The organism is Salinivibrio sp. YCSC6 (genome assembly GCF_004916735.1).
Taxonomy (GTDB): Bacteria; Pseudomonadota; Gammaproteobacteria; order Enterobacterales; family Vibrionaceae; genus Salinivibrio; species Salinivibrio proteolyticus.
The window spans coordinates 513,809-536,351 of the sequence record NZ_CP039516.1; the positions used below are offsets into that span (position 1 = coordinate 513,809).

A 22,543-nucleotide genomic window follows, 5' to 3' on the forward strand; every position below is an offset into this window, starting at 1 on the left:
AATCGCACTGACAAGCATGATTGATACCCATTGTCATTTTGATTTTCCTCCGTTTAACCAAGCGCCAGCGCAATATTGGCAAGCGGCACGTGAGGTGGGCGTCACGCGGATGATAGTGCCCAGCGTGAATGAACAAAACTGGCAGGCGGTGTTAGCGTTGACGGAGCGCTTTGCTGGCATCTATGCCGGGCTTGGGCTGCATCCTTGTTTTGTCGACACGCACACTGACTCGAGTCTTGCCGCATTAGAAGACGCGCTGGTATCACGGCCGCTATCTTGCGTGGCGGTAGGCGAAGCGGGTTTAGACTATTTTGTCGCGAATACCGCAGAGATGAAGCAGCGCCAGCAAGCCTTACTGGAAGGGCAGTTATGGCTGGCTCGCCGTTATGACTTACCCATTATTTTGCACAGTCGCCAATCCCATAACCAATTATTGCGTGTGCTTAAAGCGTATCCGGGGATTCGCGGCGTGCTTCATGCCTTTAGTGGTAGCGTACAGCAAGGCAAGCAGTTTATCGATGCGGGTTTGATGTTGGGAGTAGGTGGAACCATTACCTATTCGCGCGCCAATAAGACCCGTCAAGCGATTCAACATTTACCTCTTTCACATCTGTTACTGGAAACCGATGCGCCGGATATGCCTTTGGCAGGATTTCAAGGAAAAGCCAATACTCCAGCACAAGTTTCTCGGGTGGCAGACGTGCTCTGTGAGTTAAAAAACTGTGATAAAGATCGTCTACTGACTGAAACATCAGGCAATGCTGAGCGATTGTTTAGTCTTAAATAAGCCGCTATCGTCTAAAGCCAAACGTTTGCACTCGTATAAGCTCACAAAAGTAGATCAAAGTCATACTTATTGATGCATTGCAGAATAGTTTTACAGCGAACTGTGATTGGAATATTACTTTAATGTGACTTGCATGCGTATAATCCCTCCCCGGAAACCAAATTCCACTTTGTCGAGACGCCAATTTTTATTTTTGAGGATGCCAAAACTATGAGCCTGCTGATGAGCGTGGTAGGGATGATGGTGCTGCTGGGGATTGCAGTCCTTCTCTCCGATAACCGCAAAGCGATTAACCTCCGTACCGTGGGTGGCGCATTCGCTATCCAACTCTTTTTCGGTGCTTTCGTACTGTATGTCGACGTGGGTCGTGACATTTTGTACGGTGCATCACAATACGTTGCCAACGTCATCGCCTATGGTGATGAAGGGATCAGCTTTATCTTCGGTGGGCTGGTTTCTGGCAAAATGTTTGAACTGTTCGGCGGTGGCGGTTTCGTCTTCGCGCTAAAAGTTCTGCCTGTTATCGTCTTCTTCTCATCATTGATCAGCGTACTTTACTACCTAGGTATCATGCAGGTTGTGATCAATGTACTGGGTGGTGGCCTACAGAAAGCACTGGGTACATCACGTGCCGAGTCCATGTCAGCAACCGCTAACATCTTTGTGGGTCAAACTGAAGCGCCATTGGTGATTCGTCCATTCGTACCGCGTATGACCCAATCTGAGCTGTTTGCCGTTATGTGTGGTGGTCTTGCCTCTGTCGCTGGTGGTGTACTGGCCGGTTATGCGTCAATGGGCGTGCCACTTGAGTATCTCATCGCGGCATCCTTTATGGCGGCACCGGGTGGTCTTCTGTTTGCGAAAATCATCAAGCCTGAAACGGAAGAGCCTGTCGAGCAAATGGCAGATGCAACTGCTGAAGGTGTTGATAAGCCAGCGAACGTGATTGACGCGGCCGCAGCGGGTGCATCATCAGGTATGCAACTGGCGCTAAACGTGGGTGCGATGCTACTGGCATTCATCGGCTTGATTGCACTGATTAACGGCATGCTAGGCGGCATCGGTGGCTGGTTCGGTTATCCGGACATCACGCTTGAGCTCATCCTAGGTTATGTCTTCGCTCCGCTTGCCTTCTTGATTGGTGTGCCATGGGAAGAAGCCATCGTTGCCGGTTCTTTCATCGGCCAGAAACTGGTTGTGAACGAATTCGTTGCTTACTTGAACTTCACCCAGTACCTCGGTGAAAACGGTCAGTTAGTCGCGCAAACAGGTGCACTGATGACAGAGAAAACACAAGCGATCATTTCATTCGCATTGTGTGGCTTTGCAAACTTGTCATCTGTCGCCATCCTGCTGGGTGGTTTGGGTGGCCTTGCGCCAAACCGTCGTCCAGACATTGCACGCTTTGGTATGAAAGCTGTTGCGGCAGGTACGCTATCTAACCTGATGTCTGCAACCATTGCTGGTCTGTTCCTAACCTTGACCATGATGGGTTAATTCCCCCAACCATGTGTCATCAAAAACGCCACACAGGAGACTGTGTGGCGTTTTTATTTGTGATGACCATACTTAGTTAGTGCGATATCTATCAACAAAATAAGGAAATACTATGCAGGAAGTCTTACTGGCGCTTGTGGCAGGTTTTTTGGTCGGGGTGTTATTCAGTGCGATTAAACTCCCTATCCCTGCGCCACCGGTTTTATCAGGAATAATGGGGATTGTCGGTGTTTATTTGGGAGGCGTTGGTTACCAGTGGGTGGTGGAGCGTTTCTTTTCTTAATCGGCTAAATGTTCACCATGTTTGCGATTGGTGCTGGTGGGCAACAGTGTGTATTTCAACAGAAACGGTAAAATCTAGTTTTGCTTGGATGGCGTTGGTAAAATAAGTGAACACCGTCATAGTTTGAGGGTGCCACAATCCCTTATTTTCCTCTTATGGTTAGCAACAAGGTGTGGCTAGCCCCAATCTATAACGTCCAACGGCGGAATACGCAAACACATCACGTTTGCACGCGGCAACAAGGATGGTTGGTTGAAGGCGGCGAGATGTCCAGCCTCAAACTTCAAGGAGCCAAGTCCGCTGAACGGCAACCTGCTAATAGGTTGTTTACACAGTGGCCAACCCATAACTGTTTGGCAAAAGAATGAGGACTGGAGATACCCATGAACGAATTACAAACCGCAGCCCTACGCGCACTGAAATTAATGGATCTAACCACACTGAATGATGATGACACGGATGAAAAAGTGATCGCTTTGTGTCAGAACGCGAAATCACCAGTTGGTAACACGGCTGCGATCTGCATCTATCCACGTTTCATTCCGGTGGCAAAAAAAGCGCTGCGTGAGCAAGGCACCCCTGAGGTGCGCATCGCCACCGTTACTAACTTCCCTCACGGCAATGATGATATCGATATTGCCGTGGCTGAAACCAAGGCGGCCGTTGCCTATGGCGCCGATGAAGTTGACGTTGTTTTCCCCTATCGTGCATTGATGGCGGGTAACGAAGAGATCGGTTTTGAATTGGTCAAACAATGTAAAGTTGCCTGTGGCGATCAAGCGCTGCTAAAAGTCATCATCGAAAGCGGTGAACTGAAAACAGATGCGCTTATCAAGCGTGCGTCTGAAATCTCAATTGATGCGGGCGCTGACTTTATCAAAACCTCGACCGGTAAAGTGGCGGTGAATGCCACGCCAGAAGCGGCAGAAATTATGCTGAACGTGATTAAAGACAAAGGTGTCGCGGATAAAGTGGGCTTTAAGCCAGCCGGTGGCGTACGCACTGCTGAGGATGCGCAGCAATACCTCGCGATGGCGGATCGTATCTTGGGCGAGAGCTGGGCAGACAGCCGTCACTATCGCTTTGGCGCCTCAAGCTTGTTAGCGAACTTATTACATACGCTGGGTGAAGGTGAAAGAGCAGCGCAAGGCGGCTACTAATCCTTAGTGATGAGATTCGCAGGGCAAGTGACTGCTTGTCCTGTCTTGCCGGTAAGGAGGATGGATGATCTTACCTCAGGAAATTATTCGTAAGAAACGTGACAACATCGCGTTAAGCAAAGAAGAAATTTATACCTTTATCCAAGGGGTGGCCGACGAGTCGGTCTCAGAGGGGCAAATCGCCGCCTTTGCGATGGCGATTTACTTCAACGACATGACCATGGATGAGCGTGTTGCTCTGACGTGTGCAATGCGCGACTCGGGAATGACCATCGATTGGTCACATATGAATTTTGATGGTCCCGTGGTGGATAAACATTCGACCGGTGGTGTTGGTGATGTGACCTCATTAATGCTTGGCCCTATGGTAGCAGCATGTGGCGGTTATGTGCCCATGATTTCCGGCCGAGGTTTAGGGCACACGGGGGGAACGCTAGATAAACTGGAATCGATTCCCGGCTATAACATCATGCCGAGCAACCAAGTGTTTGGTGATGTCACACGCGATGCTGGCGTTGCGATTATCGGGCAAACCGGCTCTTTGGCGCCTGCGGATAAACGCGTTTATGCGACCCGCGATGTCACTGCAACCGTGGACAACATTTCTCTGATCACCGCTTCTATCTTGTCAAAAAAACTGGCGGCAGGGTTAGATGCATTGGTGATGGATGTCAAAGTGGGGTCGGGGGCATTTATGCCCACGTATGAAGATTCCGAGGCGCTTGCCAAATCGATTGTGGCGGTTGCCAATGGCGCAGGTACGAAAACGAGCGCTTTGTTAACCGATATGAACCAAGTATTGGCATCCTCTGCCGGCAATGCGCTAGAAGTCAAAGAAGCGGTTGATTTTCTGACCGGTCGATACCGCAATCCACGCTTGTACAATGTCACTATGGCACTGTGTGCGGATATGCTGGTGATTAGCGGGCTTGCAGACGATGTGAACAGCGCAAAACAGAAACTGGATGAAGCACTAGACAGTGGCCGTGCGGCTGAGTGCTTTGCCAAAATGGTGGCTGGACTGGGTGGTCCGCGTGACTTTGTTGAGTCGCCGGAGCGCTATCTTTCTACCGCCGCTATCATTAAGCCAGTCTACGCGACGGATTCAGGTATAGTCAGTGCCATGGATACCCGAGCATTGGGCATGGCTATGGTAGAAATAGGTGGCGGCCGTCGGGTTGCTAGCGATAAAATTGATTATGCCGTTGGGCTGAACGAAATGATTCGTCTGGGGCAACACGTGGACGGGCAAACACCGCTCGCCATGCTCCATGCTCAAACTGAAGAGCAATGGCAACAAGCGGCGAATGCGGTGCGAGCCGCAGTAAAAGTGGCTGATACGGCGCCAAGTGCGACGCCAGACGTTTACCGTCGCATCAGCCTAGAAGACGTCTAACGGAGGCGATCATGAAACGCGCAATAGTATTAGTTTTAGATTCATTTGGTATTGGTGCCACTGAAGACGCAGTTAAATTCGGTGACCAAGGTGCTAATACCTTGGGCCACATTGCTCAAGCGTGTGCCAAAGGCGAAGCGGATAATGCCGACCGCAGCGGCCCGCTTTCATTGCCAAACCTCACCAAATTAGGTCTAGGTAAGGCATGTGAAGAATCATCGGGTTACTTCCCTGAAGGGCTAGATGCCAACGCAGAGATCATCGGTGCCTATGCGCACGCGAAAGAGTTGTCATCTGGCAAAGACACCCCGTCTGGTCACTGGGAAATTGCCGGTGTCCCCGTGCTATTTGATTGGGGTTACTTCACTGACCAGACCAATAGCTTCCCGCAAGCGCTGCTAGATCGTATTGTCGAGCGTGCCAAGCTGCCGGGCTATTTGGGTAACTGTCATGCGTCAGGCACTCAAGTGCTGGACGATTTGGGCGAAGAGCACATGAAAACCGGTAAGCCGATTTTCTACACCTCTGCAGATTCTGTGTTCCAAATCGCATGTCACGAGGAAACCTACGGCCTCGATAACCTGTACGAGCTGTGCCAAATCGTGCGTGAAGAGCTGGAAGACTACAACATCGGTCGTGTGATTGCGCGTCCATTTGTGGGCCCAGGCAAAGGCCAATTTGAGCGTACGGGTAACCGTCGTGATTTGTCAGTTGAGCCACCATCGGCCACGGTATTGCAAAAAATCGTGGACGAGAAAGGCGGTGACGTGATTTCGATTGGTAAGATTGCCGACATCTACGCCCATTGCGGGATCACCAAAAAGATCAAAGCGACTGGCCTTGAAGCGCTGTTTGACGCGACCAAAGACGCGATCAAAGACGCGGGTGATAACAGCTTAGTCTTTACCAACTTTGTTGATTTTGACTCTGCATATGGTCACCGCCGTAATGTGGCTGGTTACGCTGCGGCCTTGGAATACTTCGATGCGCGTTTGCCAGAAATCATGGCCATGCTGGAAGAAGATGATGTCTTGATCCTCACTGCCGACCACGGCTGTGATCCGACTTGGCCGGGCACTGACCATACCCGTGAGCACATTCCTGCTCTGGTTTATGGCAGCAAGGTACCTGCGGGGTCATTAGGTCGCCGTGAAACCTTTGCCGATATTGGCCAATCACTGGCGGCTTATTTTGGCACGTCGCCGATGGACTATGGACAATCCTTCCTGTAAGGATAAAGGATTCATGCATCAAAGAGATGGCTTTGGCCATCTCTTTTTTTATGAGTGAGGTTTGAGGCGCCCTCGTGTGTATCTGAGTTGGATTACCAAGGAAGCACTGAGGTTTGGCTGTCGCGACGCTTAAGCATGCCCACCAGCAATGCTCCCAACAGAATCGCAAGTACTAGCAGGGTGCGAAACTGATTCATGTTCTCTTGCAATTGGTGATGGGCTTTTTCTGTGACCGCCTGATGTTCTAGCGTGAGACGGAGAAAGCCTGCTACATCGCCCTCTCGGCTAATGGGGGCCATGAGTTGCTGACGGCCGCGGCTCTCTAACCCAAGCGGTGTGGTTAATCCAACCGCCGTTTCGAGTGGTAGGGCATTAGCCGAGTGCACCACGGCTTGACCGTTTAGGCGGTAGAAACTCGCATCGCGGATCAGAGGCTCTTTGACCAAGGCGTCGGCCATAGTTTGTAATGGCTGATAGTTCTTATCCACCAAGGCGTCGTAGGCTTGTGCGCCAATCTGACGGGTCATCAGTTGTGCCAGTTCATCCGTTTGTTGGTAGAGCGCTTGATATTGGCGCTGGCTTAATGTCGTGCTGTAAAGCATCAACGCCGCAATTGCAGCGATCGCACTGAACAAGATCCCCCATTTCACCACGCGTCGCAGTGCTTGTCGCGAAACCGTAAACATAGCCACCTCAAAAGCTAAACCGCCAGAATAAATTGCACTGGAGCTCAGTGCTGGTTTTATGGTATCACAGCCTCAATACGATTCATTCACTATTCAATCGACGGCTTCGGCCGCAAGGACGCCTACAACCATGGACGCGACGCCTTTTAAAATTTACCGCACCCCAACGCTTTATCAACGTTTCCCATCGTTGTCGACCTACAGTCGCTATACCCGACGTCAAGGTGGATGGGTGCTCTTTGGTGAGCTGTTAGATCCACGCCAGCTTGATGATATTGCTTTTTTTACTGGCGAAGCGGTGACACCGATTGATGGCTGGCGGGTAGGGCCTTATGAAGTCTTATTAATGGCAGGGCCATTAACCGATGCGCATCAAACCATTGTCCATTTGCTTGGCCTAGATTGTGCGGACGTGCACGGTCTGCCAGATCTCAGTCAGCCGGGTCTTGCGGTATTCGATATGGATTCAACCGCGATTCAAATCGAATGTATTGATGAAATTGCTGCGTTGGCGGGGGTTGGGGATGCGGTCTCCGCGGTGACAGAACGTGCCATGCTGGGTGAACTAGACTTTGAAGCCAGTTTACGCGAGCGTGTTGCCGCGTTGAAAGGCGCGGACAGCCAAATCCTAGCGTCAGTGAAATCCACGTTGCCTTTGATGCCGGATATGGCGCGTTTAGTCGCTAGTTTGCGTGCGCATGGCTGGAAGGTGGCAATTGCTTCTGGTGGCTTTACCTATTTCTCTGATCACCTCAAAGACACGTTGTCACTGGATTATGCTGAGTCCAACCAACTCTCGATAGCGCACGGAAAGCTAACGGGGGAAGTGGAAGGGCGGGTGGTCGATGCCCAGCGAAAGGCAGACGTGCTGACGATGCTAGCACAACAATATGATATTGCAGCAGAAAATACCCTTGCGGTCGGAGACGGTGCCAACGACTTACCCATGATGAATGCCGCCGGGCTTGGTGTTGCCTACCATGCCAAGCCGATGGTCAACGCCCAAGCGCAAGCGGCGGTGAAACACGCTTGGTTAGGCGGTGTGCTTTGTATCCTGTCGGCAAGCTTGCGCGAGGGACGTATCAGTTGGCAGACCCGCTAACAGCCGAGGCGCATCAGCACCTCATCGGTGACATCGACCAGCTCGCCATACGCGCACAGTGCGGCAAACTCATCCTCGAGCTGGCGCGCTTTATGGGTATCGCGTTGTAACAATGCCGCGAGTTTTTCGGGATTGATTTCTTGTTCCGCATGAGCAAGCGGCGCCATGCGGTTGCGCAGTACGGCAAATAGGCCTCCGCGCTGAGCCAGCTCAATAAACTTGCGGCGGGCATCATCGGACTCAAACTCGCTATCTGCGAAGGTATGCACTCTTCGTACAGTTTCATCTTGCATGTCCATCCAGACATAGTATTCGCGGATCAGTTCTTTTTGCGGTTGAGACAGGCGGGAAACCTCATGCGTGCGCGTATGAATTTTGTCGCCAAACAAGGGGTAGAAGGAAATCTGTCGCCCCCCACCGGCGCGCTCCAGTAATCGGTGCAACCGGCTCGGTGGTAGGTTAATGCCGACTGCGGATACCGAGAGTACGCCATTGTCTCGGCGTATAAAGTAAGGCTGCACGGTAAGCCGGGTCAGCAATAATTGGTGCATGGCTCGCACCAGTGGCGGATCGGGTAAGATCTCATCCAACACGGTGAGTTTTTCTTGGTTGTGCTCAATCAAACGGCGTAAGTATTGGCGCCGGCGGGTATTCGGAGCTTCGTTGACCAGCTTTAGCTGGATATTATTCCGTTTCGGGCTGACTCGGATAACCTGATAAGGCATATCTACCAATGGCGCGCGGCGGTCTATTTTCACAAAGGCATCGAGAGAGACAGAGATCAGATCGTCTTTTGCCCCTTGAAAGGGTTGCTTGAGTGCGACATTCAGTCCACCCGAGGAAAAATCCAACAGGGCACCTTCCATAAACCCCTGTTCAGCATGCACCAAAGAGACCTTAGAGCGGTATTGATAACGTGGCTCACGGCGCTGCGGCTGCATATCGGAGGAAATTAAGCTGGCTTGGCTCACAGGATTACGCTCATGTAAAAAGCGGCGCAGTGCTTGGCTTGAGCGTTCGGGTTTCGGATGACTTAAGTAGGCCTGCTGCGCATCATGATGTGTTACATCCTGTACCAGCGCCACGTGCGTCAATGTCTTCAATTTGTTGAGCCAGTCTGGCGATACATCCTGCAGTCGTTCGATATCGGCAGCCGTGATGGCCGACATGGTCACTTTTAATGCCCGCCAAGATGCCCGCTTAGCCCCTAATTTCCAAAACAGCTGGCGCTCTTCCACACTCATCTCACTAGGAGAGGCCGAGTAGAAAAAGCGACGTTTATTTTTTTCAACATAAAAACAGTAAAGCAGTAGCTGACTATTGGCCGCCCCTTCGACTTGTAATAATGAAAGGCGTTGTGGGTCGAAAAGATGATTGATCACAGGCTGGTTGCGTTCATCATGCCAGTAATCCCAAAGGCTATGGTTTTGTCGCGTTTTGAGCACATACGCCATTTTATCTTGTGCAAAATAGAGCGGCAGTACGCTGGTGTGATGCAAAAAAGATTGCTCATAGCTTTGCAGCTTGAGGGTCAGCAGTTTGTCTTCCCCATCTTGTTTACCGCGAAAGTCTGGTGATGCCATCTCGGACTCCAACGCCCGTTTGATGGCGTCACTGCTGGTATCAAGACGTAGGCGTAACCAAGCATTGCTCGTACTATCATTGTTTTGGTCCACACCAATAATGCGGTAGCTCAAGCCATCTTCAAGATCAGGGTCGAGATACTTCTTTGCTAACGCCGCAAACCGTACAGTGGCTTCTGAGCTTGGCGGGTAGTCGAAGGCTGCAGGGACGCGCACGCGGCAACCTGAGTTTGATAAGTCGCTGGTGGTCCCGTGAACTTCCTGACCCGACTGCAAGGTGATCAAGACTTGCGTGGCATAGTGAATGCGACTTTCACTGCGTGATAAGTAGCTGCCAAAAGTCAGTTTTTCGGGTAATAAGGCCGTTTGGGCACTATCGGTGACTGGACCTTGCCCTTTTTGCTGGCTCTGCTTCGCTTTCTCGTGTTTGACGCGAAAGTTATTTGGGGTGTTATGTAGATCTTCCCATAACCCTTGGGTCAGTTGTCCGTTATAAAGTGGCAAGCGCTCGTAGTAATAGTTAATGGCGACATCGTCCAACCAATGCTTCTTGCCATGCAAGTCATATTCGTGACATTCGCCATCGACTTTCCCGCGTAAATCAATGGTGCGATTACACGGCGCCATCAGCCGCCTGATCTCCATTTTGATCAGCAGCTTGGCAGAGTTCGGCTCGTTAGCCGTTAGCTTGTCGAGCAGCACCTCAAATTTTGGGGTTTGGGAAAGAGGAAGCAGTTGCTCAATCAGTCCCTGGTAATCATCCTGCTTCATGGCAAAGTCTGTTAAAGTATTGGCCTGCTTTTGTAGCGGCACGCTATCGAAAAAGTTTGGGAATAATTAATAAGATAGCAATCATTTTGTGAATTAGCTGACATCATACGTATTGGAGTGCGAATGGCAAAAACAAAACGGGCCTACGTGTGTAATGACTGTGGCGCCGATTTTCCCCGCTGGCAAGGGCAATGCTCAGCGTGCGGTGCGTGGAATACCATCACTGAAGTACGCCTTGCCGCGTCTCCTCAAGTCGCGCGCAACGAAAAATATGCCGGCTACGCGGGGAGTGCGGAAGGCAAAGTACAGACGTTGCAAGAGATTGACTTGCAAGAAGTGCCACGCCTGAGCAGTGGTTTTAAAGAGCTAGACCGCGTTCTTGGTGGTGGGATTGTGCCTGGCGCGGCCATTTTGATTGGGGGCAATCCGGGTGCCGGTAAAAGTACCTTGCTATTGCAAACCATGGTGGGCTTAGCGCAGCACTTACCGACGCTATACATCACTGGTGAAGAGTCACTCCAACAGGTTGCGATGCGTGCTGACCGACTTGGGCTTCCCAAAGATAAACTCAAGCTGTTATCCGAAACCAGTGTAGAAACCATTTGTCAGGTCGCTAAGAAAGAGCAACCTAAAATCATGGTTATCGACTCCATTCAAGTCATGCATGTCGGTGATGTGCAATCGGCACCGGGTAGCGTGTCTCAAGTACGCGAGTCAGCCGCCGCCTTAACGCGCTACGCGAAACAGCACAATGTGGCGATATTTATGGTGGGCCATGTGACCAAAGACGGCACCTTGGCTGGGCCGAAAGTGCTCGAGCACTGTATTGACTGTTCGATTCTACTCGATGGATCAAGTGACAGTCGCTTTAGAACCTTGCGTAGCCACAAAAACCGCTTTGGGGCGGTGAATGAATTGGGTGTGTTCGCGATGACCGGGCAAGGGCTGAAAGAAGTCAGCAACCCTTCGGCGATTTTCCTTTCCCGTGGTGAAGAACAGACGTCGGGAAGCTCGGTGATGGTGGTATGGGAAGGAACCCGCCCTTTGTTGGTAGAGCTACAAGCGCTGGTCGACTATTCGCAGTTAGCCAATCCTCGTCGTGTCGCGGTGGGTTTAGAACAAAACCGACTGGCGTTATTGTTGGCGGTGTTGCACAAACATGGCGGGCTGCAAATGTCGGATCAAGACGTGTTCGTCAATGTGGTGGGTGGCGTCAAAGTGACCGAAACCAGTGCCGATCTCGCTTTGTTGTTGGCGCTGATCTCTAGTTTCCGCGATCGGCCTTTACCCCGCGATTTGGTGGTCTTTGGCGAAGTGGGCTTGGCCGGTGAAATTCGCCCTGTGCCGAGTGGTCAAGAGCGCTTGATGGAAGCGGCGAAACACGGCTTTAAAAAAGCGGTCGTCCCGAAAGCGAATATGCCAAAGCAGCCGCTTGAGGGCATGCAAGTCTTTGGGGTAAGCAAGCTGTCTGATGCATTGGATGTGTTAGAAGACCTCTAACTGCAGTGATAAACAACAAAGCTCACGTGTCTCGCTGCGCAGGCGCCGATCTCTGTGAGCTTTGTTGAGTGACTACATCGAGACGTTGGTAGGCGTCACGTCTAAATCCGCCTCGCGCTGTTGCGCGGTGCTTAGCGGTGGCTCAGGGTCGGGCATATTGGCGACCTGAACCTGAGTTTCTACCAAGTTTTCTACCACTGAAACTAAATGGCCCCAACCCACACGTTTTTCTTTTTCCAGCAAGGTATCAAAGTTCTCAGCACTCCATTTAATAAAGCGGCGCGGGTCAAGCGCGCGTCCCAAAAAACGGACTTCATAGTGTAGGTGAGGGCCTGTCGATAACCCTGTGTTGCCGGACCAAGCAATCAGATCGCCTTTTTTCACGAACTGACCACTGCGCACATTGAACTTATCGAGGTGTGCGTACAAGGTCATAAAGCCGAACGCATGGTCGATTTTGACAAAGTTACCATAGCCTTTTTTGCGACTCGGGCGTACGTATTCCACCACGCCGTCTGCAGGCGCATAAACAGGCGTGCCCTTGTCTGCGGTCAAATCTAATCCCATATGAAATTTGGCTTTGCCGGTGACTGGATGTGTGCGTGAACCAAATCCGGATGAGCGCCGATAACTTTCAATCGGTTTGCCGTTGGGAATGAGCTGCAACATGGTGTACCGCACTGCAGAGTTAATGGCCGCGACGTCTAAACGGTGAGTGAGTGAGGCGTCTTTAGCGACCGAGTTTAACCCCAGCATATCTTCGACGGTCACCACGCGTTGCGTGAGCGCAGTAAGCTCAACGTCTTTATTTTCAATGGTTGCGGTTAACTCATCCCGTTTTTGTTGCAGGACCGCTAATTCCGCATTCAGCGCAGCCCGTTCATCCCGCAAACGTTCCACGGCGGCTTCGGCCTCTGTTGAGCGTGCAGAGAGAAAGTACAAGCTGGCAAAGGTGACGGTAAGCAGTGCGAGCAACACAAGCGCGAGCGTCTGCACCACCTTTTTACGAGTGGGGCAGAGGGTGAAGTGCTTCACGCCATTGGGGTGCGTGACGGCGATATGAATGTGATCTGTCATGACTGGCTACTGCTGGCCTGCATTAAATACCGTCTATGACCGCGCGGGCACTAAGCTTGTGGCTCCGCCATATGGTCAGTCAGTTGTGCGAGCTCGCGATGGAGAAGTTCATCGTTGCCGACGTTAAGTTCAACGAGCCTTTTTAAATGACTGGCACTATCAATGTCAATGTGATCGATATAAAGATGTAAGTAATTCGCGCAGTTGTTCACGAGAATGCACTCCATGTCTAATTCTATCTCTGAATCATGGAGAAAAAAGACCAAGTCGAACTCTTTACGCTCAGGGTCAGATTCCCAATTGTTGGGCAAACTGAGTAGCACGCCTTTTAGGGATAAATCGAGTACGTGTGCGTGCCATTCACGACCATCCTGTTTGAGTATCGCGGGAGCACGATACATCACGCGGGAATATTTTCTACGCTCTGACATGACAGCATCTCCTCTAGATGTCTGTTTTCAGTGTAGGCAATGGGGTGCAGATGGCACGGGAATTAGACGTTTTGTCTCACTTTTGCAACGTTTGGTTACCTTTATTGCGCTATGTACCGGAGACAATACGGTTTAGGACGCATAAAAAGCCCCGCTGGGGGCTGAGGCGGTAGACTGCTACCTCAACCCGTCCAGCAGGGGCTGTCGTGCGGCGATTACTTCGCGACGCGCTTGTACTTGATGCGGTGCGGCTCAGCGGCTTGCGCCCCTAAGGTTTTCTTCAACCAATCGGTGTATTCAGCAAAGTTACCTTCGAAGAAGTTCACTTGGCCTTCGTCACGATAGTCAAGAATATGGGTTGCAATACGGTCTAGGAACCAGCGGTCGTGCGAGATCACCATGGCACAGCCTGGGAATTCAAGCAGGGCTTCTTCGAGTGCACGCAAGGTTTCTACGTCAAGGTCGTTAGTCGGTTCGTCGAGAAGGAGTACGTTACCGCCTGCTTTAAGCAGCTTGGCAAGGTGGACACGGTTACGCTCACCACCGGAAAGCTCACCGATGCGTTTTTGCTGATCGCTTCCTTTAAAGTTGAAACGAGACACATAGGCGCGCGCTGGCAACTCAAAGTTGTTAATGCGAATGATGTCCGCCCCTTCTGAGATCTCGTCGTAGACAGTGTTATTGTCATCCATGCTGTCACGGAACTGATCCACCGATGCCAATTGGACGGTGTCACCCACTTCCACGGTGCCTGAGTCTGGTTGCTCAGTGCCACTTAGCATCTTAAACAGCGTCGATTTACCCGCACCGTTTGGACCGATAATACCGACGATGGCCCCTTTAGGCACACTGAACGACAGATCGTCAATCAAGACACGATCCCCAAAGGATTTGGTGAGGTTGTTCACCTCAATGACCTTGTCGCCTAAGCGTGGACCCGGCGGGATAAACAGCTCATTGGTCTCGTTACGGCGTTGATAATCCGACGTATTAAGCTCTTCGAAACGCGCCATACGCGCTTTAGATTTGGCCTGACGTCCTTTTGGATTCTGACGCACCCACTCGAGCTCTTTCTCGATGGTTTTTTGACGTGCTTTTTCTTGTGACGCTTCTTGCTTCAAGCGAACGTCTTTCTGTTCCAGCCAAGAGGTATAGTTACCTTCCCAAGGAATACCTTCACCACGGTCAAGCTCCAGAATCCAGCCAGCAGCGTTATCCAAGAAGTAGCGGTCGTGGGTAATCGCCACCACAGTACCGGTGTAATCGACCAAGAAGCGCTCAAGCCATGCAACAGATTCGGCATCCAAGTGGTTGGTTGGCTCATCAAGAAGCAGCATATCTGGTTTCTCAAGGAGCAAGCGACAAATGGCGACACGACGGCGCTCACCACCCGAAAGGTGCTTAATTTGTGCATCCCACTCAGGGAGGCGCAAGGCGTCAGCGGCACGTTCAAGGGCGTTGTCGAGGTTGTGACCGTCTTTCGCTTGGATCAAGGCTTCCAGTTCGCCTTGTTCTTGCGCCAAGGCGTCAAAATCTGCATCTGGATCAGCGTAAGCCGCGTAAACCGCATCGAGTCGGTTCAACGCGTCTTTAACATCGGCAACCGCTTCTTCGACGGTTTCACGAACCGTTTTGTCTTCGTCCAATACCGGCTCTTGGGGCAGATAACCCACTTTTAAGCCTGGTTGCGCACGGGCTTCACCCTCAATGTCGGTATCGATACCGGCCATGATGCGCAATAGGGTCGATTTACCCGCACCGTTTAGACCCAACACACCGATCTTGGCGCCGGGGAAGAAACATAGAGAAATATCTTTCAGAATTTGGCGCTTAGGTGGCACGATCTTGCTCACCCGCGACATGGTATATACGTACTCAGCCATTTCTGCTCGCGTTAATAGTTGTGGAGTGAAAGACGCTATTCTAACGTTAACTTTGCCAAGTTTAACAGTGATCGTCATATTCAGGCGTTAACATCGAGGGAATTTGCCTGCCAGGCTGTTGTCTACTCGATGTTAGGAACACAGGAGCAACCGTTGACATGGAATTACTCACTGCCTTCTCCCGGCCATATGGCGCAGCGTATCGTCTCGCTGTCGCCTGTGTCCGTGCCTTCTCACGCCCTTTTGTGTCAGGCGTATTAGTGACATCCAGCTTTGCCGCGCCGGCGGTGTTGGCCTCAGCCACCCCTGACGGCACCGAGTTGACCCCGCAACAGCGCCAATATGAAGCCGCAATCGACGCCATCGAGCGTGGTGATCTCAAGCGCTTTCGCACCCTAAAGGGCCAGCTTCGCGATTATCCGCTTTATCCCTATTTGGACTATCGTGACTTTACTCGCAATTTGTCATTAAAGTCGCACAAGTCGGTCACTAACTTTATCAACCGCTACAATTCGTTGCCTTTTGTAAACAGTTTGCGGGCCGACTATTTGACCTTGCTTGCCGATCGAGGGGAATGGAAAACCTTGGTGGCTTTTCAGACCGATGTCCCGCGTGGTGAGCGTTATCAGTGCCAGTATTATTACGCCCACAGTCAGGCTGGCAACCGCGCATTAGCGCGCAGTGGGGCGAAATCGCTTTATCTCTCGGGTCAGTCGGTAGACAGCGCTTGCGATCCCTTATTCGGTTTTTTATCTGAGCAAAAACTCTTAACCGGAGAGCTGATCTTACAGCGGATGCTATTAACCTTTGAAGCACGTAACCGTAGCCTGATGCGGTATTTAAATCGCCAATTACCGGCGTCTTATCAGCCACAAGGCGAGCAGGTACTGGCGCTTTATGATGAGCCAGAGAAGGTGGCTGACTTTTCCAAGCGCAGTCAGGTGACGCCTTTTAACCAAAAGCTAACCCGACTGGCATTTGAACGCTTGTCGCGTAAAGACGAAGCGCAAGCCATTCGTCAGTTTCGTCGTACGGTTGAAGGGCAACATTATGATAAGCGTGAACGCCAAGAAATTGCCGATTACCTGATCAGCCAATTGATGAATGATGACGATCCTGCTCTTGCGGGGTGGCGTGATCGCATGCTTCGCAATACCCGCAACGATGGCTTGATTGAGCGGCGCTTCCGGTTAGCGTTATTGGACGATGATTGGCACGCGCTTAATGCGTGGCTGTCGCTGCTCAGTGATAGCGAGAAGCAATCGTTGAAGTGGCGCTATTGGGATGCGCGCATTCAGCTCGAGTTGGGGGATAGTGAGCAAGCTAATCGTGCCTTCGCCAGCATGTTGGGAGAGCGCAACTTCTACAGTGTCGCTGCGGCGCAGCATTTGGGTCAAGCCATTCATATCCCTTCCCGATCAGCGGTACTCAAAGAAGAGGGACTGATGCCAGTGAAAGATGTGTTAGCGCGAGTGGATGAGCTGATTGCGCTGAACAAAATCTATGCCGCGAAACGTGAATGGTATTACGTCTTAAACCGCGCCAGCGATGCGCAAATTGCGTTATTGGCGGCATACGCCAGTAAAAAGCACTGGTATCACTTGGCGGTGCAGGCAACGATCGCCGGAAAAATGTGGGATCACTTATCGTTGCGTTTCCCGCTTGCCCATCAATGGTGGTTTGAGTTTTTCAGCCGTGAGCGAGGGGTGGATAAAACCACGTTAATGGCGTTGTCTCGGCAAGAGAGTGCCTTCTTTACTCACGCGGTGTCTCATGTTGGCGCGCGGGGCTTAATGCAGCTCATGCCGCGGACGGCGAGAGAAACATCGCGGGAGCTTGGTTATGACTACGAAGGGCCGGCGAGTTTAAGCGATCCTGGGGTGAACATTCGCCTTGGCAGTGGCTATCTAAAAATGATGCTAGATCGCTTTGAGAGCAATCGCATCTTAGCCTTTGCTGCCTATAATGCTGGGCCGCATCGGGTATCGCGCTGGTTAGAACGATCGCAAGGCCATATGGATGCGATTGCCTTTATAGAGTCGATCCCGTTTTATGAAACCCGCCATTATGTGCAAAATGTGCTGATGTTTGAAATTTATTACCGTCAGCTATTGGGGGAGCCGGTTCAATTTTTACGGGCCAACGAGTTAGCGAAACGTTATTAATGGTACACTTGCCGCACTGACGTTAACCGTGAGAGGAAACCATGTCGCAATCACCTGCATTTTCAGGGTGGCAAGATGTTATCGCTTTAGTGCGTCGTGCCGGACAAGATGGCCATGATGATGCGTTGCTGACGGCGCTACTGACGCCAGATGAGCGTGATACCTTGGTCGCGAGGATCAATATTTTACACGAGCTATTGGAAGGTAAAATGAGCCAGCGCCAACTGAGTCAGTTGCTAGGGGTTGGCATCGCTACCGTGACGCGCGGCTCCAATGAACTCAAGCGCCTTGATGATGACAGTAAAGCGTGGCTGGCGCGTTTACTCAAAAGCGAAGCAGAGCAGAAAGCGCACACCGACTAGCGGAAACGCCACAGTTTTATTGATAACGGAGCCTTCTGGCTCCGTTTTTTCTTGGCTTATCAGCGGTAAAGATGAGGATGTAAAAAAGGAATCAAGGCTAAGATAAGTGCTTGATGGTAAACGCTTGAGCGCGTTAAGCGATGCCCAGTGAGCATACCAATCGCACCGCCTTTTTGCTTCACGTTCTGCTCGCTGAACATACGATCCATCACATCACCCAGCTCCTCGCCATGGTGTAATGCGCGCAGTGCCTCTGGCGGTAGCGGTAGAGAGGCTGAGCGCGCTTCACCGCGTGTCGTCCCATCGTCGATCACCATCCATGCAAAGGTATGCTGGTGGTCTAGTCCGGCTTCTACCCCGACGTAAAAATCCCCTTCGTATTTTGCTTTGGCATGCTGAACACGGTTGCAGGCACCGGCATAGGTTTCTTTCTCTGTCATCGGTTGGTCTGGCACGTCGCTGGGGACCGCGACACCGGTAAACGTAAAGGGGTGTTCAGGAAAAACATCACGAAAGGCAGCTTCAACGGCGGCGATTTTAGCGGGGTTTTTGGATGTGACGATGACTTGGCTCATTCGCCTGCGTCTCCTTGTTATTTTGATAGGCGCGCTGAAGTATACGCCAACGCAAAGGCAAACGCAGCATCCCCAAAATATGACTGGCGTCAGTGGCTTGGCTGACTTCGGCTAACCCGATACGCATCCCTTTATGGCCTTTACGCGGTTGTGGCACATAGGTGCCAAACCAGCGGTCCCAGCAAGACAGATTAAAACCATAGTTGGCATTGCACTCGTGAAAACGGGTCGAGTGGTGCACCCGGTGCATATCGGGGGTAACGATAACGCGGCGTAACCATGCATCTACCTGTTTGGGCAAGGCGACATTACTGTGATTAAACATGGCCATGCCGCTTAGCAAGGTCTCAAAAAGGATCACCCCCATCACAGGCGCACCGAGCATCATGACAACTAAACATTTAATCAGCATGGAAAGCCAAATTTCTACGGTATGAAAACGTGCTCCTGTGGTGACATCAATGTCCATGTCCGCGTGGTGGACAAGATGTAAACGCCATAGCCAAGGCCATTGATGGAATAGCTTGTGTTGATACCAAATGGCCAAATCCATCAGCACCAGTGTCAGTATTATCGCGAATGCCTCGGGCAGAGCGAGGACATTGAACACGCCCACATGATGGGTTTGAGCCCAAGCCGCAGTACCGACCGCCGTTAGCGGGGCAAACAAGCGTAGCGTTAGGGTGTTAAACACCGTCAAACTAATATTGCCACGCCAGCGCTCTCGCCGTGTTCTGGTGAGGGGGCGCTTGGGCCTACGCCACTCAGCGAGTAGCATCACCGCCAGCACGGCGACAAACACACTCAGCCGGAAGATGGCCTCGTTCGTTTCAATCCAACTCATAAAGGCTCCTTAGGGTTGATTTATGATACGTGATAACGGCATCACTCGCCCACAGGCGGGGGTTGGATGAAGTCGCATTTGGGATCTAGGCTGTCAAAATGACAATGTAGCGAAAGGAGAGGCCGATGACCCCAAGTTTGCATGATGTGTACTTGGCGCGCCGTTCGATACGGGCCATTGCCACTCGTACACCTTTGGTGTTTTCGCCCGGACTATCCGCCCGATACCAATCTGAAATTTGGCTTAAGTTAGAAACATGCCAGCCTACTGGCGCGTTTAAGCTGAGGGGAGCGGCCTATGCGCTCAGTCAGCTGAGCGATAAAGCGCGCTCACGGGGTGTCATCACATGTTCAACGGGAAACCATGGGCGTGCGCTGGCCTACGCGGCGAAGCAACTCAATATTCCAGCAACGGTTTGCCTATCGTCTCTTGTACCGTCGCATAAAGTAGCAGCGGTGAAAGCACTGGGTGCGGATGTTCGCGTAGAAGGGCGTTCACAAGATGATGCAGAGCGTATCGCGATTCAGGCTGTGCAACGTGAAGGGCTGTGTTATATCCCTCCTTTTGATCATCCCGACATCATTGCTGGCCAAGGCACAATCGGGCTAGAGATTTTAGAAGATTTACCTGATGTCGATGTGATTGCGGCGGGGTTATCTGGCGGCGGGCTCATTGGCGGAATAGGCCTTGCCGTTTCCCAAATCGCACCGCGTGTATCTGTGGTTGGTGTGTCTCTTCGCGATGGTGCAGCAATGGCAGAAAGTCTACGTGTGGGCTATCCGGTTGCCGTCACCGAGACGCCATCGTTAGCTGACAGCCTCGGTGGTGGTATTGGCCTTGAAAATCAATACACCTTTGCATTGGTGCCGAACGTGATGACTGAGCACTATCACGTCGATGAGGCCTACATTGCGCGAGCGATGATCGATGTGTGGCAATGCGAAAATATCTGGGTAGAAGGCGCGGCAGTCGTGGGATTGGCTGCATGTAAGCAACATAGGTTGGCTTGGCAAGGGAAGAAAGTGGTGATTGTCGTGAGCGGCAAAAATGTGTCGACTGACACCTTAGCGGATGTGCAACAACTCAGTGAACAAGTGCATGAATAAGGAGCCGGTATGCAATTATTTCATCGACCACAGATTGAAGCCGTCACAGGGTTAGACCGACAGTCACTGGGTATCATTGAAGAAGCCTTTATTGCCTTGGGACGAGGCGAGGTAACCATGCCACCAGTGTTGAGTATGGCGATTGCGGAGAATAATGGGGAGGTCGATGTTAAAACAGCACATATTCACGGCGCAGAGCGATTCGCGATCAAAGTAAGTCCGGGGTTCTTTGATAACCCTCAATACGGGCTCCCGAGTCTGAATGGCTTGATGGTGGTCTTTTCGGCTAAAACTGGGATGGTGGATGCGGTGCTGTTTGACGACGGCTATCTCACTGACATTCGAACCGCGCTCGCAGGGGCAGTGAGTGCCAAGTATTGTGCGCGAGATGATGCGACAGAGGTGGCCGTGATTGGCGCCGGACAGCAGGCAAGGCTTCAAGTTGCCGCTCTGACCCTGGTCAGAGATATCACCACTGTGCATGTTTGGGCGAGGGATGAGCAGCAGGCCCAACAGTATAAAACCTCGATAGAGCATGACCTATCGTTGACCGTACATGTTCACACCAGTGCCAATAGCGCTTGCCAAGAGGCGGATATTATTGTGACCACCACGCCGGCGACCAAGCCAGTTATCTATTGGGAAGATATTCCGGTTGGTGCCCATATCACGGCGATGGGGGCAGATAGTCCAGAAAAGCGTGAACTAGCCCCCGAGATCTTACAACGTGCTGATTGGCTGGTGGTTGACCGACGTACTCAGTCTGAAACCTTGGGGGAATTAAAACACCTTGCTTTGTCTCGGCACGTTGAAGAGTTGGGCAAAGTGGTGGCATCCGGTCGTCCTTTGTGTCGCGCGCGTAATGCGATCACCGTGTGTGATTTGACTGGTACCGGGGTGCAGGATACGGCGATTGCCAATGCAACCGTGGCGAAGTTAGTGGCAGCTTATGGGAGATCCGCGCATACCTGATTGCGGCCACGCTGCTTGGCGGTATACATTGCTCGGTCCGCGCGCGCAACCACCTCATCCAGTGAATGATGGCCCGCTTCTGTGAAGCTAATGCCTGCGCTGACGCTAACCTGATGGCGAGTGGCATGCCACAAGAACCCTTCTTGGTAAACATGATGGCAAAGGGTGTTGGCCAGCTGGAGCACGTCTTGGCGTGTACAGTCCGGTATGATAATCACAAATTCTTCGCCTCCCCAACGGGCACAGCATGCTTTCGACGGTGAAAACTGCGTAAGTTGGCTTGCGATCTGGACCAACAACCGGTCCCCCGCAATATGCCCTAAGCTATCGTTGACCTGCTTAAATCGGTCAATGTCTAACACAATAGTGCCGAGTGCAGTGCCATGACTATATTGCTCAAACCATTCTGTTAGACCGCGCCGGTTTGCTAGCTGGGTCAGACTGTCAGTCAGAGAGGCGTGCGTTGTCTCATCGAGTGACGTCTTGAGTTGATGGATATCTCGAAATACAACGATGTGCCAATCTGGGTTTGGCGTGACATCGACTTGTGCCGTGACCGCATACCAACGCTGCTCTCCATTGGCATGGGTGATTAATGCCGGAAGTTCAACGGTACGTTCACCGCGTGCTTGCGCCTCGTGCACGGCTCGATGCCACTGGTTAATGACATCTTGCCGATAGGTAGGATCCGGATAGGCTTTTTCAAACCATTGGTAGATGTCTGGCATACTATCTAGGGTATAGCCGAGTTCTTGTCGGAAGGCTTGATTAAAGAAAATATGGACGCGATTGTTATTGCCAATTTCATCAGTCACAATCCCTTCTGATATCAATAAGGGCAGTGGCACGATATCCAGCGCATCAAAAAAGTACTGTTTAAACTGATCAAGTGACGCTTTACTCAAGGTATCCGCCTTACTATTCCCATTAATATCCGCTTGCTTTATTGATTTACTCATCATTAGTGAGTGTAGATGATTTACCCGTCTTCGACGTCATCTCTCTCCCTCGTCGATGGGTCAATGACTCTTTGGATTACGGACTGAGAAAGGGGGGACACGGCGAATAGCCGATTTGTCGGAGTGCGTCGAGGTGAAGCGTCTACATCATTTCTAAAATAATTCTGTGATA

Annotated in this window: 20 protein-coding genes; 12 read left to right on the plus strand and 8 right to left on the minus strand. The window is 51.5% G+C overall.

From position 1 onward, the window contains the following. The first annotated feature begins 16 nt into the window (after nucleotides 1–16). The 6 genes from E8E00_RS02210 (at nucleotide 17) to E8E00_RS02235 (ending at nucleotide 6,355) form a co-directional block, all read left to right on the plus strand. Nucleotides 17–787, plus strand: coding sequence for a TatD family hydrolase (locus E8E00_RS02210; protein ID WP_096629795.1), 771 nt, complete (start codon nucleotides 17–19; stop codon nucleotides 785–787). Between the two features lie 210 nt (nucleotides 788–997). Beyond that, nucleotides 998–2,284 (plus strand): NupC/NupG family nucleoside CNT transporter, encoded by a 1,287-nt coding sequence (locus E8E00_RS02215; RefSeq protein ID WP_077479901.1) that lies wholly within the window; start codon nucleotides 998–1,000, stop codon nucleotides 2,282–2,284. Between the two features lie 112 nt (nucleotides 2,285–2,396). Further along, entirely contained in the window at nucleotides 2,397–2,567 is a 171-nt protein-coding gene (locus tag E8E00_RS02220) for a XapX domain-containing protein (protein WP_069589159.1), read from the plus strand. Between the two features lie 383 nt (nucleotides 2,568–2,950). Beyond that, on the plus strand, nucleotides 2,951–3,727 hold the full coding sequence (gene deoC / locus E8E00_RS02225) for a deoxyribose-phosphate aldolase (protein WP_096629791.1): 777 nt from the start codon (nucleotides 2,951–2,953) through the stop codon (nucleotides 3,725–3,727). Between the two features lie 64 nt (nucleotides 3,728–3,791). Continuing rightward, entirely contained in the window at nucleotides 3,792–5,123 is a 1,332-nt protein-coding gene (gene deoA / locus E8E00_RS02230) for a thymidine phosphorylase (protein WP_077479902.1), read from the plus strand. A gap of 11 nt (nucleotides 5,124–5,134) precedes the next feature. Continuing rightward, nucleotides 5,135–6,355: a phosphopentomutase gene (locus tag E8E00_RS02235; RefSeq protein WP_069589163.1), complete on the plus strand. Its 1,221-nt coding sequence runs from the start codon at nucleotides 5,135–5,137 to the stop codon at nucleotides 6,353–6,355. A 92-nt stretch (nucleotides 6,356–6,447) separates the two neighbouring features. Here E8E00_RS02235 and E8E00_RS02240 read toward each other — a convergent pair whose 3' ends face one another. Then, on the minus strand, nucleotides 6,448–7,041 hold the full coding sequence (locus E8E00_RS02240) for an AhpA/YtjB family protein (RefSeq protein WP_096629788.1): 594 nt from the start codon (nucleotides 7,039–7,041) through the stop codon (nucleotides 6,448–6,450). A gap of 130 nt (nucleotides 7,042–7,171) precedes the next feature. Between E8E00_RS02240 and serB the strand changes: the two genes are divergently transcribed. Next, complete coding sequence (gene serB / locus E8E00_RS02245; RefSeq protein ID WP_077663306.1) at nucleotides 7,172–8,143, plus strand: phosphoserine phosphatase; 972 nt, start codon at nucleotides 7,172–7,174, stop codon at nucleotides 8,141–8,143. Here serB and E8E00_RS02250 read toward each other — a convergent pair. Continuing rightward, nucleotides 8,140–10,497, minus strand: coding sequence for a PilZ domain-containing protein (locus E8E00_RS02250; RefSeq protein ID WP_096629785.1), 2,358 nt, complete (start codon nucleotides 10,495–10,497; stop codon nucleotides 8,140–8,142). The two genes, serB and E8E00_RS02250, sit on opposite strands and share 4 nt — an antisense overlap. Before the next feature lie 123 nt (nucleotides 10,498–10,620). On the opposite strand from E8E00_RS02250, the gene radA reads away from it, so the two are divergent. Further along, nucleotides 10,621–11,997, plus strand: coding sequence for a DNA repair protein RadA (radA, locus tag E8E00_RS02255; RefSeq protein ID WP_069589170.1), 1,377 nt, complete (start codon nucleotides 10,621–10,623; stop codon nucleotides 11,995–11,997). A 72-nt stretch (nucleotides 11,998–12,069) separates the two neighbouring features. Here the strand turns inward: radA and E8E00_RS02260 are convergent, their stop codons facing one another. From E8E00_RS02260 to ettA, 3 genes are all read right to left on the minus strand, one after another. Beyond that, nucleotides 12,070–13,074: a peptidoglycan DD-metalloendopeptidase family protein gene (locus E8E00_RS02260; protein WP_069589171.1), complete on the minus strand. Its 1,005-nt coding sequence runs from the start codon at nucleotides 13,072–13,074 to the stop codon at nucleotides 12,070–12,072. A gap of 50 nt (nucleotides 13,075–13,124) precedes the next feature. After that, nucleotides 13,125–13,505, minus strand: a complete 381-nt coding sequence (locus tag E8E00_RS02265; protein ID WP_069589174.1) for a PilZ domain-containing protein — start codon at nucleotides 13,503–13,505, stop codon at nucleotides 13,125–13,127. A gap of 215 nt (nucleotides 13,506–13,720) precedes the next feature. Next, a complete protein-coding gene (gene ettA / locus E8E00_RS02270) occupies nucleotides 13,721–15,388 on the minus strand; it encodes an energy-dependent translational throttle protein EttA (RefSeq protein WP_077456225.1) in 1,668 nt (555 codons plus the stop codon). 158 nt (nucleotides 15,389–15,546) lie between these two features. On the opposite strand from ettA, the gene sltY reads away from it, so the two are divergent. Continuing rightward, nucleotides 15,547–17,553, plus strand: coding sequence for a murein transglycosylase (gene sltY / locus E8E00_RS02275; RefSeq protein WP_096629782.1), 2,007 nt, complete (start codon nucleotides 15,547–15,549; stop codon nucleotides 17,551–17,553). Between the two features lie 41 nt (nucleotides 17,554–17,594). Next, nucleotides 17,595–17,915: a trp operon repressor gene (gene trpR / locus E8E00_RS02280; protein WP_069589177.1), complete on the plus strand. Its 321-nt coding sequence runs from the start codon at nucleotides 17,595–17,597 to the stop codon at nucleotides 17,913–17,915. 59 nt (nucleotides 17,916–17,974) lie between these two features. Here trpR and yjjX read toward each other — a convergent pair whose 3' ends face one another. After that, nucleotides 17,975–18,490: an inosine/xanthosine triphosphatase gene (yjjX, locus tag E8E00_RS02285; RefSeq protein ID WP_077479908.1), complete on the minus strand. Its 516-nt coding sequence runs from the start codon at nucleotides 18,488–18,490 to the stop codon at nucleotides 17,975–17,977. Beyond that, nucleotides 18,453–19,334: a sterol desaturase family protein gene (locus E8E00_RS02290; protein WP_096629779.1), complete on the minus strand. Its 882-nt coding sequence runs from the start codon at nucleotides 19,332–19,334 to the stop codon at nucleotides 18,453–18,455. The genes yjjX and E8E00_RS02290 overlap by 38 nt, the downstream gene beginning before the upstream one ends. A gap of 125 nt (nucleotides 19,335–19,459) precedes the next feature. On the opposite strand from E8E00_RS02290, the gene eutB reads away from it, so the two are divergent. Together eutB and E8E00_RS02300 are read left to right on the plus strand one after the other, a co-directional pair. Further along, nucleotides 19,460–20,440, plus strand: coding sequence for a hydroxyectoine utilization dehydratase EutB (eutB, locus tag E8E00_RS02295; RefSeq protein ID WP_096629775.1), 981 nt, complete (start codon nucleotides 19,460–19,462; stop codon nucleotides 20,438–20,440). A 9-nt stretch (nucleotides 20,441–20,449) separates the two neighbouring features. Beyond that, nucleotides 20,450–21,412, plus strand: coding sequence for a cyclodeaminase (locus E8E00_RS02300; protein ID WP_096629772.1), 963 nt, complete (start codon nucleotides 20,450–20,452; stop codon nucleotides 21,410–21,412). On the opposite strand, the gene E8E00_RS02305 is transcribed toward E8E00_RS02300, so the two are convergent. Beyond that, a complete protein-coding gene (locus E8E00_RS02305) occupies nucleotides 21,388–22,317 on the minus strand; it encodes a GGDEF domain-containing protein (protein ID WP_168174050.1) in 930 nt (309 codons plus the stop codon). The two genes, E8E00_RS02300 and E8E00_RS02305, sit on opposite strands and share 25 nt — an antisense overlap. Between the last annotated feature and the right edge of the window lie 226 nt (nucleotides 22,318–22,543).